Annotated in this window: 14 protein-coding genes and 2 pseudogenes; 8 read left to right on the top strand and 8 right to left on the bottom strand. The window is 39.9% G+C overall.

The genetic code is table 11. The features are described from left to right. Positions 1–333, top strand: a 333-nt coding sequence (locus CUS_RS16215) for a hypothetical protein (protein WP_002852669.1), incomplete at its 5' end; no start/stop codon positions are given. A 153-nt stretch (positions 334–486) separates the two neighbouring features. Next, positions 487–1731, top strand: a complete 1245-nt coding sequence (locus CUS_RS16210; RefSeq protein WP_002852684.1) for an IS256 family transposase — start codon at positions 487–489, stop codon at positions 1729–1731. A gap of 145 nt (positions 1732–1876) precedes the next feature. Here CUS_RS16210 and CUS_RS16205 read toward each other — a convergent pair whose 3' ends face one another. Both CUS_RS16205 and CUS_RS16200 read right to left on the bottom strand, forming a co-directional pair. Further along, positions 1877–2449 (bottom strand): hypothetical protein, encoded by a 573-nt coding sequence (locus CUS_RS16205; RefSeq protein WP_415753077.1) that lies wholly within the window; start codon positions 2447–2449, stop codon positions 1877–1879. 165 nt (positions 2450–2614) lie between these two features. Next, entirely contained in the window at positions 2615–3130 is a 516-nt protein-coding gene (locus CUS_RS16200; RefSeq protein ID WP_227945292.1) for a PD-(D/E)XK nuclease domain-containing protein, read from the bottom strand. Between the two features lie 542 nt (positions 3131–3672). Here CUS_RS16200 and CUS_RS16195 point away from each other — a divergent pair. The 3 genes from CUS_RS16195 to CUS_RS16185 are packed head-to-tail and all read left to right on the top strand — an operon-like array spanning position 3673 to position 5613. Beyond that, positions 3673–4728 carry an SDH family Clp fold serine proteinase gene (locus CUS_RS16195; protein WP_002852678.1) on the top strand — a complete coding sequence of 352 codons (1056 nt, stop codon included), beginning with the start codon at positions 3673–3675 and terminating at the stop codon, positions 4726–4728. Continuing rightward, positions 4700–5299: a Panacea domain-containing protein gene (locus tag CUS_RS16190; RefSeq protein ID WP_207635700.1), complete on the top strand. Its 600-nt coding sequence runs from the start codon at positions 4700–4702 to the stop codon at positions 5297–5299. Before CUS_RS16195 ends, CUS_RS16190 begins: the two co-directional genes overlap by 29 nt. After that, positions 5299–5613 (top strand): MAG6450 family protein, encoded by a 315-nt coding sequence (locus CUS_RS16185; protein WP_037277791.1) that lies wholly within the window; start codon positions 5299–5301, stop codon positions 5611–5613. Before CUS_RS16190 ends, CUS_RS16185 begins: the two co-directional genes overlap by 1 nt. A gap of 139 nt (positions 5614–5752) precedes the next feature. Here CUS_RS16185 and CUS_RS16180 read toward each other — a convergent pair whose 3' ends face one another. Genes CUS_RS16180 through CUS_RS16170 form a run of 3 tightly spaced genes read right to left on the bottom strand, consistent with a single transcriptional unit; the run spans position 5753 to position 10563 of the window. Further along, positions 5753–7000, bottom strand: coding sequence for a hypothetical protein (locus tag CUS_RS16180; RefSeq protein ID WP_002852682.1), 1248 nt, complete (start codon positions 6998–7000; stop codon positions 5753–5755). A gap of 43 nt (positions 7001–7043) precedes the next feature. After that, the gene (locus tag CUS_RS16175; RefSeq protein ID WP_002852681.1) at positions 7044–7445 is read right to left on the bottom strand and encodes a (deoxy)nucleoside triphosphate pyrophosphohydrolase; all 402 of its coding nucleotides are present in this window, start codon (positions 7443–7445) and stop codon (positions 7044–7046) included. A gap of 1 nt (position 7446) precedes the next feature. After that, positions 7447–10563: a DUF3427 domain-containing protein gene (locus CUS_RS16170; protein ID WP_002852675.1), complete on the bottom strand. Its 3117-nt coding sequence runs from the start codon at positions 10561–10563 to the stop codon at positions 7447–7449. Between the two features lie 569 nt (positions 10564–11132). Between CUS_RS16170 and CUS_RS20570 the strand changes: the two are divergent. Continuing rightward, positions 11133–11261, top strand: a pseudogene (locus tag CUS_RS20570) (IS110 family transposase); the annotation flags it as partial. A gap of 46 nt (positions 11262–11307) precedes the next feature. Further along, a pseudogene (locus CUS_RS20565) lies at positions 11308–11544 on the top strand (IS110 family transposase); the annotation flags it as partial. A 1084-nt stretch (positions 11545–12628) separates the two neighbouring features. Here the strand turns inward: CUS_RS20565 and CUS_RS16160 are convergent. The 3 genes from CUS_RS16160 to CUS_RS16150 all read right to left on the bottom strand — a co-directional run bounded on the left by CUS_RS16160 (position 12629) and on the right by CUS_RS16150 (position 16317). Next, entirely contained in the window at positions 12629–13462 is an 834-nt protein-coding gene (locus CUS_RS16160) for a toll/interleukin-1 receptor domain-containing protein (protein WP_002852687.1), read from the bottom strand. Between the two features lie 24 nt (positions 13463–13486). Beyond that, complete coding sequence (locus tag CUS_RS16155) at positions 13487–15343, bottom strand: AAA family ATPase (protein ID WP_002852676.1); 1857 nt, start codon at positions 15341–15343, stop codon at positions 13487–13489. A 311-nt stretch (positions 15344–15654) separates the two neighbouring features. After that, complete coding sequence (locus CUS_RS16150; protein WP_002852666.1) at positions 15655–16317, bottom strand: Crp/Fnr family transcriptional regulator; 663 nt, start codon at positions 16315–16317, stop codon at positions 15655–15657. A 99-nt stretch (positions 16318–16416) separates the two neighbouring features. Between CUS_RS16150 and CUS_RS16145 the strand changes: the two genes are divergently transcribed. Beyond that, positions 16417–16637 (top strand): ATP-binding protein (locus tag CUS_RS16145; protein WP_002852667.1); only part of this gene is annotated, 221 nt, incomplete at its 3' end.

Genomic DNA, 16637 nt, shown 5'->3' with positions numbered 1-16637 from the left:
AAAGAAGGGGTCAGGGCACGTTCGGAACTCGGTTACAAGGCTTTTTATCTGACCAACAAGGATATGTACATACGCCCGACCCCGGAAGGATATGTCAGCGAGAACTTGCAGTTCTCCTCTATAAGGCTTGAGGGTTTTCTCAATAAAGCCATGAAGGAACTGGGCTGCGAGTTTACCGACAACGGAGCAAGGGACGAAGCAGCGAAGGCAGCAGAATATCTTATGAAAGGCGTAAAAGACGACATGGGCTCCAAGCCCTTTATAGTAAGATACAGAGACTTTAATAAAAAAGCTGCCGCTATGGGCGGTATGAGGGTATTACTGAATGTGTGACTGATGCCATCATGGACACAGAGGTGATCAGTCAACTGATGTCATGCAACAGAAAAGAGCTGCGACGATGCAGCTCTTGAGTCTATCCAAAAATTTGTGTAAACCTCCAAAGTAGTGTATAATAGAAGAAACACTACTTAGGAGGTTTTAATTATGAGCAGAAGACGAAGAAATGAAACAGAAGAACAGCGTGCACGAAGAGAGCTGATAAGCGATTTTCTGACGGCAGCGAATATCCGGAGCATGAATGATATCCAGGAACTATTCAAGGAAGCACTTGCCGGATTTATGGAAGGCAGCCTTGAATCAGAGCTTGATTCTGAGCTTGGATATGAGCCGTATGACGTTAAGAACAAGGAAACCGACAACAGTCGCAATGGTCACAGCAAGAAGACTCTTCGTACCAGTATGGGCAAGGTGGATATTGAAGTACCTCGTGACAGAAACGGCGAATTTGAGCCAAAGATACTGCCTAAGAATCAGACAAGTATCTCTCAGGACATGGAAAATAAGATCATCTCTATGTACGCCAAGGGAATGTCAACGTCCGATATTGAGGATCATATCCGTGATATTTACGGTCTGGATATATCCGATACCACCGTAAGCCGTATCACAGACAAGGTACTCCCTGTTGCAAAGGAATGGCAACAGAGACCGCTTGAAAGCGTCTATGCAGTCGTATTTCTCGACGCTATCCACTACCATGTACGCAGTGAAGGACAGATCATCAAAAAGGCTGTATATATAGCGATAGGCGTTAATATGGACGGCAGGAAGGACGTTCTCGGTATGTGGGTCGGTGAAAATGAAAGTGCAAAGTTCTGGGCAAATGTGCTGAACAGTCTGAAAAATCGGGGCGTTGAGGATATCCTTATCGCCTGCATAGATAATCTGACAGGCTTCTCTCAGGCTATAGAAGCTGTATTTCCGAAAACTGATATCCAAAACTGCATGATCCATCAGCTCAGAAATTCCAGCAAATACGTCTCTTACAAGGACATCAAGGCACTTATGGCTGATCTGAAAAAGGTCTATACCGCAGTAGACGAGGAATCTGCTCTGGACGCTCTTGAGGCTTTTGCTTCGGTCTGGGACAGCAAATATCCCAAGATCTCAAAGTCCTGGTACGAAAACTGGCCTAATCTAAGCACATATTTCAAGTTTCCTCAGGAGTTGAGAAAGCTGATCTATACAACCAATGTGATCGAAGGATTCAACCGTCAGCTCAGAAAAGTTACCAAGACAAAATCCGTATTTCCGACAGATGACAGCCTTTTCAAGATGCTGTATCTGGCTATGAAGGACATCACGAAAAAGTGGACCGGCCGCCGTCAGGACTGGAGCCGTATCTACGCTCAGTTAGTTATCTATTACGGAGACAGGATCCCGGAATAACACTTTTATCTTGACAATCAAATAATCATGTGATAATATTGCAGATAAGACCGACTGCTTTCACAATCGGTCTCATCATATACTCTTTTATTACACTATTTGTAGTTTACACAGAATTTGGGATTGACTCCTTATCGGCATCTTTTCATTTTGACAATAAAACTAACTCAAGTTCTTTTATCCATCGAGGTGCAGGGTTTTCGTTTATAATGAGTCTGCCGTTCTTATATTCACCGACTTCGACAAATCCATTTTCATTATCAAAAAAGATTACTTCGTTACAGAAATCCAGAACCTTTATCAAATCATCAAAACGAGTCTGGTATCTGCGTACAACATCATCGTGCGGGATATCATGTCCGCCTTTGCGCACACGGTTTGCTATGCGTGTAAGACTTTCCTCAGAGCCACTTATACCAACATAATAAAGCCTGATGTAATAATCCTTTTCAATGGCTTTTTTTATCGTTTTTATTGTTCTGACACCTGACAAAGTAGTTTCCTGCGTGAAATTTACACCTTTTTCAAGGCAGCTATCTATCCGCTGGATAGCTATTTTTCCGCCATGAAGTTTATCTACGCCATTTTCGGCAGTTATCTTGTCGGTATCGATTATAATTCCCATATCGTTACGCTGATTGAGCAGTACTCCTGACAAACTGCTTTTGCCGACACCATTGACTCCACCTATTATCGTGTATATCTTCAAATATCTCACCTCTTCATAATTACAGTATAGCCGAAACAGAACAGTTTGTCAACCTCTTTCCCAAAAGAGTTGAACAGACCTATCTATTCTATACTTTCGCTTGAATTAATTCTGTTTAACTCATTGTCAGGTCATTATATATTACCTTCTGTATTTTATGCTACTATCCCCTACTCATTCCAGACTGACCTCAGCTTTCTTGCCGCAGAATGCTATACCTATCTTGATGATATCGGCAACTCCGTCAGCCTTTAAAGAAGAATCATACCTTTTCTCGTTGATCTGTGTCAGAGCAATTTTGGCAAGAGAGGTCAGATCTTCGGTTTGGTCTTTTGTAGCTTTCAGTTCCATAAGAACTCCGGGCAGACCGCTCGTTCTGGGTTTGAGCTGTATATCGAATCTGCCGAGACCTGATTCTCTGTTAGAAGTAAGAATATAACCGCTGTCAAAGGTTACGAGAAGACCCAGTAACATTCCGTGATAGAATGCTTCGTCGGCATAATCAAAACAGCTGATGCTGTTTATCATTACCTTGCAAAGCAGATCTTTTAACTTATCGGCATCCTTTTTGTAAATAGCTTCCTGTATCGGGATAGTCAGATTCTGGGGAAATACATTTGACAGCTTATCAAGTATCTCTTTCTTGTAAGCATAGAGTATCTCTTTATTGGGGAGTTCCAGTTCACACATATAATCGTTTCCTTGTATTATGAAAACAAAAACACCGCCTGCATGCATACAGACGGTGTTTATCATTTGTATGGATCACAACACAAAGAAAGTGTTCTCCGAAATGACTATCCACTACGTTTATCTGTATGCAGCACAAATATAGCCTCTTCACTCTCGTGATAGAAACTTTCTTCATAGTGTTCGCTATACAGATAGATCATAGTAAACTGTCTCATTTCGGTTAACTCCTTTCATAATAATTCTTGTTACAGAGGTCGCTCGTGACCGTTCCTGTTCTGACTTTACCTGTATTATAACACATGGTTTCGGAAAAAGCAAGTAAACCGTGGGTATATTCTTGAAATAGTAATCAAACACATTATAATCAAAATAACCTAATAGTGCAATGGTTGAGTATCTTATTCTTTCAAATAACATATAATATAATACCTAATTCACAATAAAAATATTGCATTTTTCAATCATATGTGATAAAATATAGTATAAGTTATAGTTACGTTTGGCAATTTGCATGCATATAAAAAGAGAGGATTTATAAAATGTATCAAAACAGAGCTGAGTTGTATAATCAACTAGAAAAAGAATTAGAGAGTAAAGTCCTTGTATACATTACTGGAGACAGAAAAAACATGAGTGCACAAATTGCCCCTGATGTAATTGATTATTTTATTAATCAATTGGACAAGATTGGACCATGTCCTAAAATATCACTATATTTATATACAAGGGGTGGTAGCACTTCAGCCGCTTGGAATATAGTAAATCTTTTAAGAATGTACTGTGAAAACTTACAAGTAATCATTCCACACAAAGCACATAGTGCGGGAACAATAATAAGCTTAGGTGCTAATGAAATAATTATGACTAAACAAGCCACACTTAGTCCAATTGATCCTAGTATTAACACACCTTTAAATCCGATTATACCGGGTTCACTTTTAAAGGATACTATGCCAGTTAGCGTTGAAGCAGTCAAGGGATATATGGAACTAGCAAAAGACGAATTGAATTTATCTGATCAAATTCCGTTATCAAATGTTTTCTTAAAACTAACTGAATTTGTTCACCCTTTAGTATTAGGTGAAGTCTATAGATCTCGTGCACAAATAAAAATGTTAGCTAAAAGGTTGTTAATAAATCAGATTCATGATCCAAATCAACTTGATAGGATTATAGATTTTTTATGCAGTGAATCGGGAAGTCATGACTATACAATAAATAGAAGAGAAGCATCAGGAGACTTGCAATTAAACATAAAAAAGCCAACCGAAGATCAATATAAAATAATAAAATCTATATACGACGATATTAGCCAAGAACTTCAATTGACACAAGGATTCAATTATCAAGAAATAACTGGAGCTTATGTAGCTAGAAGGAGTTTACTAGAAAGTATTATTGGAGGTTCGGATTATTTTGTAACCGAAGGTGAAGTAATACATTCAACCGATCCTAATGGTAATGAAACACTTCAAGTGAAAACATCTTTTGAAGGTTGGAGGCATGAAAATTCGGTCTCAGAAGGATCGTCTTTATCAATTTCTGATGGTGAGGAGGAAATAAATTATGGAACAACTGATGAATTTCAAATATGATTTGCAAACCAATACTTCTATTAACAATTTTTATACAATGTCAACTGCTACAAATTCCTTCATCAGTAACGAAATAATACCAATTAATACAAGTAGCAAACATACTAGTACAGAATTTGAAAATGGCAAATATTCTATTATCACTATAGCCAATTGGTTTTTATTAAAAGGGAATATGACACATAAAAAATTACAAAAATTATGTTATTATGCACAAGCATGGTGTTATGCATTAAAAGATTATAGACTCATTAATACTGATTTTCAAGCTTGGATACATGGACCTGTATCTCCTGCGTTATACGATCGATTCAAGTGCTTTGGATACGAAACAATAAAAATAGAAACTAACTACACTCCCAAAATTGAAGAAAATGATATTGCTTTACTTGAAGATATATGGGATACCTATGGTGATAAATCAGGAAATGCGCTAGAAGCATTAACACATCGAGAACTTCCTTGGATTGAAGCGAGACGTGGGTACGAAGCTAATGAAAGGTGTACGGTTGTAATATCACCTGACGTTATGCGTTCTTTTTACAAATCTATTTATAGTGGTACAAAATAATGGCAATACTAACTAAAGAGCGTGATGTTCCTTTTGAATTGTGTTTTAAATACCCGCTACAAAAAGGTTTTACGTTTCAAGAATTAAGCAAGCAAAATATAAAGGAATTTCAGAATTTCTTGAATAAAGTATGTAGAATGAGTGTAGCTCAAGTGGATGCTTCATTTGCAAGGAAACCTGATAAGAATGATATTTTTAACGGTATGCAAGTATATCATTATGCAATTACACAAAAATTCCGCATACACGTTATAAATGAATCAGGTTATTATAAAATAATACGTTTAGATCCTAATCATGACGTTCATGATTAATACTTATTGTTAGATGATTTGATTGTTTAAATAAAACTATTTAAAATAGCCAAATATATAAATCACCAAAGATAAATGCTCATTTTGATTCATTTTCAAGATGAGCATTTTGTTATAAATTCTACTTTGATTTATTGGTTTATTCATAAAGTCCTTGTACTTTCCAAGGTATTATCTGCCATTCACCATTGTTTCTCCAGGGGGAAGCAGTTTCGTCATTTTGATTTAAATAAGCACTTCCAAATTCTAATAATTCCGTTATGGTTTCATCCTCTTTTTTCCATGTTACTTTAGTTAATATGCGTGTTAAGCAACATCCGCGCTCTTCAATCTCTTGTATTTCAAAATCAATTAGTTGTTTTGAAGAAAAAAGCTTTTTACATTCGCCGGCTCTTTTACTGTCTGTACCTTCATATGAAAATAGTTTCTTCAAATGTTTGGATAATTCACCATAGTTTCTTTTATGCCAAGCTTCAAATGTTTTTATTATTGGTACGACGTAAGGATATTGTTCGCAGTCTTCCAATTTAGGACATCGCGGCATATCTTGTTCGATTATTACTTTTCGCGGTTTCCATTCAGAAATTATTTTTCTATCCTCCCGGTTCTGTTTGATTTTAGCCAGAGACTCTGAGATTGGAGGAGGATTATTTTCTTTCTCAAACTGCTCTTTTCTATTATCTTCATTGGATTTTAATTGCATCCAATCGGCCAGAGCAAATAATAATGCAACACACTTGCAAGAAACATATTCATTTCCATAATTGAGATCTCTACCATGTAAGATTCCATTTCTATATGGAATTCTAATTTCATCGTTGTTCGTTTTTGTTCTGCTTAATGTATAAATTTTTTGCATCTTCAATAAGGAATCATCACATCCAACTAAACAATCCCAAGCTGTGACATCTGTTCCTTCGGCAAAAAATCCTTTGCTATGGGTATAATCATTTACCGCTCCATCAATTATTATAAGAAATAGAGGAATACTTGCATAGTAACGTCCGTTAAAATGATCGTCAAATGCTTTTTGGATTAAATCGTATCTATCCATAAACGGTTTAGCTTTATTCTTTATCCAATGAATCACTTCTTTAACATCGCTTTTATAGAAAGATAATAAAACCTGTTCACCTTCCTCCTTGCCTTGAGTTTCATACGCAATAACAGCTTTTTCAGCTACTTTTATATTCATAGAATCATACAAGCACCAACCTGAATCAGAAAAATACTTATAATACTTTTCGATTACTTCAATTGTATGGTTTAATTGAATCTCTATCCTTTCTGCTTCTTCCTTTTGCTCTTTAGTCATTAAAAAACGAAATAGTTTTGAAGCTTGTATTTCAGCTTTCAATTTTTGAGCACTATGCAGATTGCTATCCATAACTGTTCTCCTTTATTGCTTAAAAAGCAAGCTTATTATCAAACTAACACATCTGTTCATGAATTATCTCCACCAGTCCAAAATCCGCCGGCAGCCACTTCACACTATCAAGCTCATCTTTCGTGAGCCACCGTGCTTCCTGAGCTTCCAGCAAGACCAGATCTCCTTCTACGACCTCGCACCAGAAGCAGTCCATCGTCAGGTGAAACTCGGGATAATCATATTCTATCGTGTCGATAAGCTCGCCCACTTTTATTTTTGTATCGAGTTCTTCCTTAATCTCTCTTACCAAGGCTTGCTGCGGAGTTTCACCGGGTTCGATTTTTCCGCCGGGGAATTCCCACTGACCTTTAAATTCGCCGTATCCTCTTGCAGTTGCGAAAATGCGTGTCTTTGCTTGAAGTGAATCACATATCACAGCTGCCACAACTTTTATCGTTTTCATATCATCCCACCGTCAGCTGATTTGTTTTCTTTAGATATTTCGCAGGTATAGGCTTTCTCAGCTTCCACACCACATTCATAGGCTTCGAGCCCTCCGACTTCACATAGTCAGCCAGACCGAGGAAGGTATAAGGTGCCGCACCCAGCTTTGTGCTCTTGTACTCACGGACGAATATCATCACGCTTGTACCCATTTTGCGGTGATTGATATAGCGCTGACCTGTCTTGCTTTCGGGAGTTGTGGTGCTCTGGCTCTGCCAGTGGAATAGCTCGCTGTTGATAGAGTAGTCATTGTACATGGTAGTGGGTGAATAGTCCTTATCAGATTTGTTAAGCGTCACAAAGAACAAGTCTACTTTCTTATCATCAAGGTATTTACAACCCTCACGAACGGTATCAGGCTTCATGAAATCCAGCGCTACAAGTATCTGATCTCTTGTGTAGCTGCAATGCACGTCCAGCGGACAGTCATAATCCACCTGCACAGGCTCGTCAATGAAGTCTATCTTATCGTATTTGTAGTACATCAGTTCAAGTATTTCACTGAGCATCACAGGCGACTTTGATATCTTGCGGAAGCCCTCAAGTAGGTCGCTGAAACCGCAGTCCTCATGTGATTTCTGCCATATTGTGAATTGTAGCATCTGCCACATTCTCTGCTGAACACCGTCAAAATCACTGATGCTGTAATCGCCTATCTTCGGCAGATAATCTATCACAAGTTCGATCAATCTATGAGAATCGATATATGAAAGTCGGGGCAGTGCCTTTGTGATGATTTCTTCAATATCCTCAGTGAAATTCTCTTTTACCTTAGCCTGCACACACAGCCTCGCAAAGCTGTTTTTCGTGCCGTAAATCGCACTGATATCAAGGTTGTAGTAATCAAGAAAATTGGCAAGGTTAAGAGCTTTTCCGCTGTCCTCGGTGAATGCCGCAAGACGCTTTACGATAGCGCTCTTGTTTCCCACAGCCTGTCTGATATTGTCGAGAATGTACTTCTGCGCCTGCTTCTCCAGCTTTATATAACAGCCCTTCGGCAACAGAGGAAAGCCATTCTCGATCTCGTCCTTGACACTTCGCTGAGTATTACCCAGAAGCGCCGCAAACTTCGACTCGAAATTGTACTTCACATGCGCCTGCCCGATGAAATCCAGCACTGTCAGGCAGTCCTTGCCATCGCTGAGACGCAGACCACGTCCAAGCTGCTGCAGGAACACAGTAAGACTCTCGGTAGGACGCAGGAACATCACCGTGTTGACCTCGGGGATATCCACGCCCTCGTTGTAAAGGTCAACGGTGAAAATGAACTTTATCACGCCGTTCGCCAGATTACGCTGCGCAGAATCACGTTCATCCTTCTTGCTGTCGGCAGTCAGTGCAATTGACGGGATATCCTTCTGATTAAAGCGCAAAGCCATGTACTCAGCGTGTTCTTTTGATACACAGAAGCCCAATCCCTTGACCTTTTCGATATCCGCAACGTATTTGTTCAGCTCTTTCAGTATAAGCATAACACGTATATCGTTGCCCGTATAGACATTGGAAAGCGCAGTCCTGTCATAGCCGCCACGAGACCATTTTATATCGTGCAGGTCAACATCGTCGGACACTCCGAAGTAGTGGAAGGGACAAAGCAGCTTCCTGTCTATGGCTTCGGGCAGACGTATCTCCGCAGCTATCCTGTCCTCGAAATACGGCAGTATGCTCTTGCCGTCCATACGCTCGGGAGTTGCAGTCAGTCCAAGCAAAATCTTCGGCTTGTAGTATCCAAGCAGACGCTGATATGTAGGTGCAGCGGCGTGGTGGAACTCGTCCACGATGATGAAGTCGTAGTAGTCGTGGGAAGTTATCTTGTCAAGCGCCTGAGAGTTGAAAGACTCAATGGAAATGAACAGGTTTTCAAGGCTCTCAGGCACGATGCCGCCAACGCAAAGGTCGCCGAAATTCGCATCGTGGAGCACTCCGCGGAAGCATTTTATACTCTGCCTGAGAATCTCTTTTCTGTGCGCCACAAATAGAAGTCTTGCACGTCCGTTTGCCTGACGGAAACGCTTGTAATCAAAAGCGGAAATGACAGTTTTACCAGTACCTGTTGCGGCGACAACAAGGTTCTTGTGGTGACCACGTATCTCACGCTCGGCAGTCAGCTTGTCAAGTATCTCCTGCTGATAGGAAAATGGACGGATATCAAAGCTGTAATCGCTCTGGTCGCCGTGGTATTTCTCGGCCTTCAGAGCCTGCATCAGATGCACTCTGTCATCGGGAGAATACATGGAAAAATCAGTGCTGTTCCAGTAGTTCTCGAAGGTTGCATTTATTTTGCGAATAGTGTGTGGCTGATCGTGAGCGGTTATCTTCAAATTCCATTCAAGTCCGCTGGTCATGGCAGAATTTGACATATTTGATGAACCAACATAGGCTGTCGTAAAGCCCGTGTCACGGTAGAAAACGTAAGATTTCGCATGAAGCCTTGTGCGTTCGGTGTCGTAGGAAACTTTTATCTCGGTATGCGGAAGTTTGCTCAGCTCTTCCACAGCTTTCACATCGGTAGCACCCATGTATGAGGTCGTGATAACACGAAGCTTTCCGCCGCGGGCTGTAAACTCCTGCAACTCGTCGATGATGAGCACCAGACCGCTCCATTTGATGAATGAAACCAGCATATCTATCCTGTCGGCGGAGACTATCTCCTTTTTCAGCTCGGTCATCATCTGCGGTTCGTGTCCTGCACCAGTGAACAGTGAGCTTGAAGCGAGTGAAGTTTCGGGGCGTGTCATAGTGATGCGTCCACGTACTGCGTCAGCATTGTTCTGCATATTGGCAACAGCGAGAAGCTGCTGTGCACGTTCATCAACGCACAGACCATCGAACTCATCGTCACCCGTAAGCTCGGTAACAGCCGATACTATTTTATTGGCAAGTCCCAGCTGTCCTTCGATATCATCACCTGCAAGCCGTGAAAGTCCCTTTTCAATGACCTCGGAGAGATACCCTGCAAGCACCTGCGGAGCTTCCGCCTTGTCGATATTGCGCTTATCGATAAGCTGTGCAGAATCATCTATTTTATCCGATAGTTCTTTGTTTATGACCTGTTCGTACAGTCCGGGTTTGAGCATTGGATCACCTCCTGTTATATACTTAATGAAAAACAAAAGATATTTATATTGCATACAATTGACAAAAAATTAGATTAACTCTTTATATATTATACCACAATATTGGTAACTAAGTCAATCCATTTCAACATATTTATACAATATAAATATAGATTCCACATTTTTTTGATTCAATAATTAACTTTGAACCCAGTACTATAATAATTACAGTCGTATAAATCCATGACAAGCCAGGCATGGTTTACACGCACTCGAAACCTAAGTTATAATGAAAGCAGTGATTGGACTAACGGGAATCCGGTTGGGACACCACGCCCGCACTCCAGACAGTTATCCATGCTTTCGTTATAGCGTTCGCATTTGCAGGTAGAGTCAACTATAGCAATCCGCCTTAAAATTCAGACAAAATCCAGTCACAAAATCCATAGATCCGAGCTTTTGCGACTGGATTTTGTGAATTTAAATAGTTGGATTGCTATAAAAGCACTCGCATCACTAAGTAGTCAGAATAGGTAACGAGGAACGTATGGATCTATCGATCACAAATATTATCAGTAGGAGCGATCATTATGAATGCCGTAGGAATTGACGTATCTAAGGGGAAAAGCACTGTTACTGTTCTTCAGCCGTTCGGAGTTGTTATTGCAGAGCCTTTTGAAGTTTTACATACTGCCGATGAGCTGAAAAAACTTGTAACATTCATAAAATCTTTGTCAGGTGAAACAAAGGTAGTTATGGAGTATACAGGTGCATATAAGGTCAAGAAGCATATCCAAGCGAGGCTCTTCGGCTCTGAGGAAGACTCTGTTTCAGGTGATAGGAGTATATCTTCAAAGGCAACCAAAAGACGAACCGGTATATCAATTCCTTGAAAAGAAACGTACTGAGGGAAAGCCATACAAGGTCTATATGATAGCCGCAGCACACAAATTTCTTCGCATTTACTACGCAAGGATCAAGGAAGTTATGCCCACACAATAGCATCTACCTGATTCCGCAAAGTTCACATTAAAAACGTTCGATTTAAGGCTGTATATAGCCAAGAATTAAATGCTTTTGAGGTTCAATTCTTTTCACCCAATGGGTGAAGAAAATTCTAAGTAAAAATCAACTGTTTTTTGCTATAATTCGGTAAATATTAACAACAACACAAGAGTGAGTTTTGCGGATTCATGATCTATTCATAGATTCCGAACCAGAGGTAATCACAGGCACGGCGAAGCCGCTTGACCTTGACAGGTTATCATAAAAATGCTGCAATAGCTGTCCCGACGGTGACTGACTCCATCTATTCATGAGTTCTTCACCGTCGGCACGACACACAGAGCATTTTTATGATGTTCTGACAAGGCTGCCGGACAGTTTCAATTGAATTTCATTTTGCAGACTGCTTCGGCGGTCTTATTGTCGTACCTACTTTTTCTATTGTGAAAGTTTTGTGAAACATCCGGTTTGCCTATTGACTTTTTATTGCAGGTCTGAAGTTAAAGTTGGTTCTACGACAAGTTTATGACCTTTTTCCTTGCTTCACGGAATATTGCAATGTACTGTATGTTCCGCCGTCTTTACACTGAATACAGCAAATGACCATATCCGAACGGAACGATTATACTCTTATTACGAACTTGTATCAGTTAGTTCTAAAGAAAAAGATCTTTTTACTTTTATTTAACATATCCTACTTATCTGTATCCAAATCACCTATGCTGTTTAACCCTATGATTTAAGACCAATACGTCCTTTCAAAATCGTTTTTAACAATAAGAGGTAAATAAGAGGTTTTTGACTTAATGACAAAAAAGAAAAGCTTCAAAACAACGTATCTGCGCTGTTTTGAAGCTTTCTGTTGATATGACCCGTACGGGAATTGAAGGAAGATTTTACCAGTTAATATTTTTGCATAACTTGCTGTAACTATCCGTCATTTCCGAGATGCTCAGCAGAAAGCTCATCATAATTATTTATAACCGTTTAAAATATAATCGGGCTGATCTTGGGTCGTTGGCATTAGAAAGCAAAACAGACAGGGCAGGGTGCCTTGTCTGTTTTGTTATTATGACATGTATCAAGTGAGTATTGCATTTTTCTCTGTTGCTTGCATTTCAATTGTTTTTATAAACTTATCTCTTGCAATTTCCCATGCATTTGTATCAACAGGTTGCAAAGAAAACATTTTCTCTATTTGTTCTTTGAAGGTGTTTAATCGAAATTTATTATTTGCATAGAACGATACTTTTTCTTTTGGTAATAGACCTCCAATTTTATTCCTTTCAAAACCGGGCATTAGTATTTCCTGGTATTGTTTATTCATCACCCAAACTGCGCCCATTTCGTTTAAACAGGCTTGACTTTCAAAATAGTTATCCGTATACCAAAGAATAAAAAATACGTTTTGTTCACAATGAAAATGTTTAATTATCTCATTATCAATCATTTGTCCGTTTTCTATATAGGCGGCAGGGTGAGAAGAACAGAAGATTGTTTTATCTCCATTCTGCAGAGGTCTTGGTATTCCTATTGCATATAATAATTCGATCAACGCATCGACTTGTTCTTTATCTTTTTCGCGATGGCTAATGAATATCCTTTCATAGTGGTCAGAGCGTAGTTCTTGCTTTAATTCATTTAACGTTTTTAATAATACATTTGCTTCTTTCAAAGATACAGAATAGCTATAACTATTCCAATAGTATTTGACAAGTATATCATATATTGTCCCAACACGCATGCTATGTGAATTCTCTAAATTATATTTTTCGCAAAAACTACGAATCAATACTTTATACTTTTCATACAAACTATCTTTAGCTCTGACTGTTCCATTGACCTTGATCCTTTCAACTAAACTCTTGCACACGTTGATTATTTCATTTAGTTCTGATAATTGATTAGAAATCATTTATAAACCTCCCACTATTAACTATTACTCCACCTCAACCTCCGCCGTCTTTCCGCAAAAAGCGATCCCTATCCTAATAATATCATCCACGCCTTCTGCCTTCATCTCAGTATCATATCTCTTTTCATCTATTTGCTCCAGTGCTGCCTTAGCAAGGGCTTTCAGGTCATCATTTTTGTCTTTTGTCGATTTAAGTTCCATAAGAACACCAGGGAGCTTGCTGTTCCTTGGCATTAGTTGAATGTCAAATCTTCCAAGCCCGGATTCCCTGTTTGAGGTCAGTCTGTACCCACTTTCAAAGGTGACAAGAAGACCGAGTATCATTCCGTGATAGAAAGACTCATGAGAATAATCAAAGCTGCTGATGCTGTTGAGCATTATTTTACATAGCAGCTCTCTGAGTTTAACAGCGTCTTTCTTATATATCGCCTCCTGAACTGGAATAGTCAGATTCTGAGGAAAAATACCAGACAGCTTATCAAGTATCTCTTTTTTGTAAGCATAGCGTATTTCCCTGTTGGGGAGCTCCAGCTCACAAATATAATCATTTCCGTTTGCAATATCTTTTCGGGTGTATTTAAGATAGCCGGTTATCAGCAGAAAGCTGTATATGCTGGAAGGATTCTTTTTGATCTCAGGATATATCACATTTGTGTCTATATATGAAGTTATCCTTTTGCCGGAGATCAGACTGTTTAGATTATCATAAAGCTCGCTGTCGGCTTGCTCCAGTATTTCTTCGATAATGCTGTTATCTCCCGTAGAGATCCAGAACGCTTTCGGTTGGCAGCCGTTGCTGAAATAGTTGATAACAGACCATGGGTTGAATATTTCCTGCTCACCGAAAACATATCCGTCATACCATTCACAGATCTCATCAAGCTTTTCCGGAACAGAATAAGCCCTTGTCATCTCTGTTATCTCATTTTTCGTGAATCCGAAATACTGGCTGTATTTATTATCAAGAACAGAGTATACGCTGAGATTATTCATTCCGCTGAAAATGCTTTCCTTTGCAACACGCAGAATGCCTGTGAGAAAACCAAAGCTGAGATTGTTATTATCCTTCAGACCTTCGGAAAAGAGATTTCGCATAAATGTTATGGCGTCATCATAAAAGCCATACATATACCCTTGTTGTATGGGGGTATCATATTCATCAATGATTAGAACCGGAGCGATCCCGAAGTGCTTTTTGAGCATGGCAGAAAGATTGCCCAGTGCGGCAGACAGGTCGATCAGGTCGGCATTTCCGTCTGCAATTCTGTCGTAGTATTTCTTTTCCCTGTCGTTGCATTTGTCCGAGTCAGAAAGCTCAGGGTGCCTGAGAAATTCCTTGCTGAGAAGGTCTGATATTTTGTGAAGTGTCAATTCCCATGTGTTGTATTTAACATCTTTGAATGTCAGAAAAATGACAGGATATTTGCCCTGATGCTTGGTGTATTTATCTCCGCAGCTCCAGATAGCCTTATCCTTAAAATACACAGATGTTTCTTCATCTGAGATTTCAAAGAAAGTTTTAAGCATATCCATATTCAGCGTTTTTCCGAAACGTCTTGGACGTGTAAAAAGCGACACAGCAGGCTTTTCATCAAGAAAATCCTTTATCATCAGTGTTTTGTCAATATAGTAATACTCTGTGCTTGCAGTTTTATAGTCCGAAATACCGATAGGCATAGGCAGTAAGAGCTTTGAATGTTCAGATTGCTTGCTGTTCTTTGTTCTCATATCAGCAGGCTTTGAAGCGTTTTCGGGAATACACCAGAAACGGCCATTTCTAACAGCCCCATCAATTCTGCCCTCCTGACACAGCTTGGTTATCCTTGCTTTGGAGATCCCCCACAATTCAGATGCTTGTTTTATTGAAATATAATCAGCCATAAGATCACCTCTGATAATTATTATTAATTATGCTCATCAATATTATATCACGTCTAATCAACAATGTCAACCGCTAATCAATAATATCTCGGCACAAATCAATAATAAACCAACGGTTTGACTGCGGTATCGTTTTGATGAAAAAACAATTATGCTTGGTAGGTATAAGAAATGGTTTTTCTATGGCTTTTAGCATGCTCACTTTTTGATAACATATATGGTAAAAACACGCATGGATATATTTTGATTGCCGCAGCAACCGAACACACTCAAACACGGATAACCGACCTTATCAGACGGCTATCCGTTTCTTATTCCTCATCCCCACAGTTAAGTAGCCTGAAATGATTCTTTCGACACTCTATAATGCCGTCGTTTTTCATTCGGGTAAGCTCCTTTGACATATTGGTGCGCTCTAAGTTCAGATAGTTTGCAAGCTGTTGACGGTCAAAGGGTATGTCAAATTCATTTGTGCGCTTTTGTAATGCGACCGTGTTTAGATAAGACAGAATACGTCCTCTTGCACTTTTGGGCGAGGTGTGAAAGCTCCTGCCAGAGAGTGCTAAATTTTTGTGCAGTGAGATCATCAGCAGGTTACTTGTCAGCTTGCTTTTCCAGCTTGATGCGGTGTTACCGAACAGCCCGCCCACGTTCAGAAACAGAATGCGGCAGTCCTCGTTCGCCCTGACATCTACAAGCATGACCTCATTCAGCAGTACATAGGTCTCGGCGAAAAACTGCCCCTTTCCGATATGGCTGAGTATCGTGCAGTTGCCCCATATATCGTTGCTTTCAATGGTCACGCTGCCGCTCAGCACAAGCCCCATTCGCTTTGTCAGATCTCCTGCGTGAAGGATAAGGGAGTCCTTTTTGTAGGTTTTCTCTGCCGCTTTAAGCTCTTTGAGACAGTCGGTCATCTCGTCATCTGTCAGCCCCTTGAAAAGTACATTGTCTTTCAGCGTTTTTGTGTCCATAGTCATCACTCCAAAAATTTTTTAAAAATGTGGCTCAAACCACATACATCTACTGATAATTATACTATAATTAGATTAGAAAATCAAGGAGGCGAGCCTATGATAAGACAAATTATTCACATAGACGAGGAAAAATGCAACGGCTGCGGATTGTGTGCCGAGGCGTGCCACGAGGGGGCTATCGACATTATTGACGGCAAGGCAAAGCTTACGCGTGAAAATTTCTGTGACGGCTTTGGTGACTGTCTTCCTAACTGCCCGACAGGTGCGATAACCTTTGAAAAGCGTGACGCACCTGCATATGACGAGGCGGCTGTGAA

The organism is Hominimerdicola alba 8, assembly GCF_000178155.2.
GTDB classification, from domain to species: Bacteria; Bacillota; Clostridia; order Oscillospirales; family Ruminococcaceae; genus Hominimerdicola; species Hominimerdicola alba_C.
This window is presented reverse-complemented; position numbering and strand designations above follow the sequence as displayed.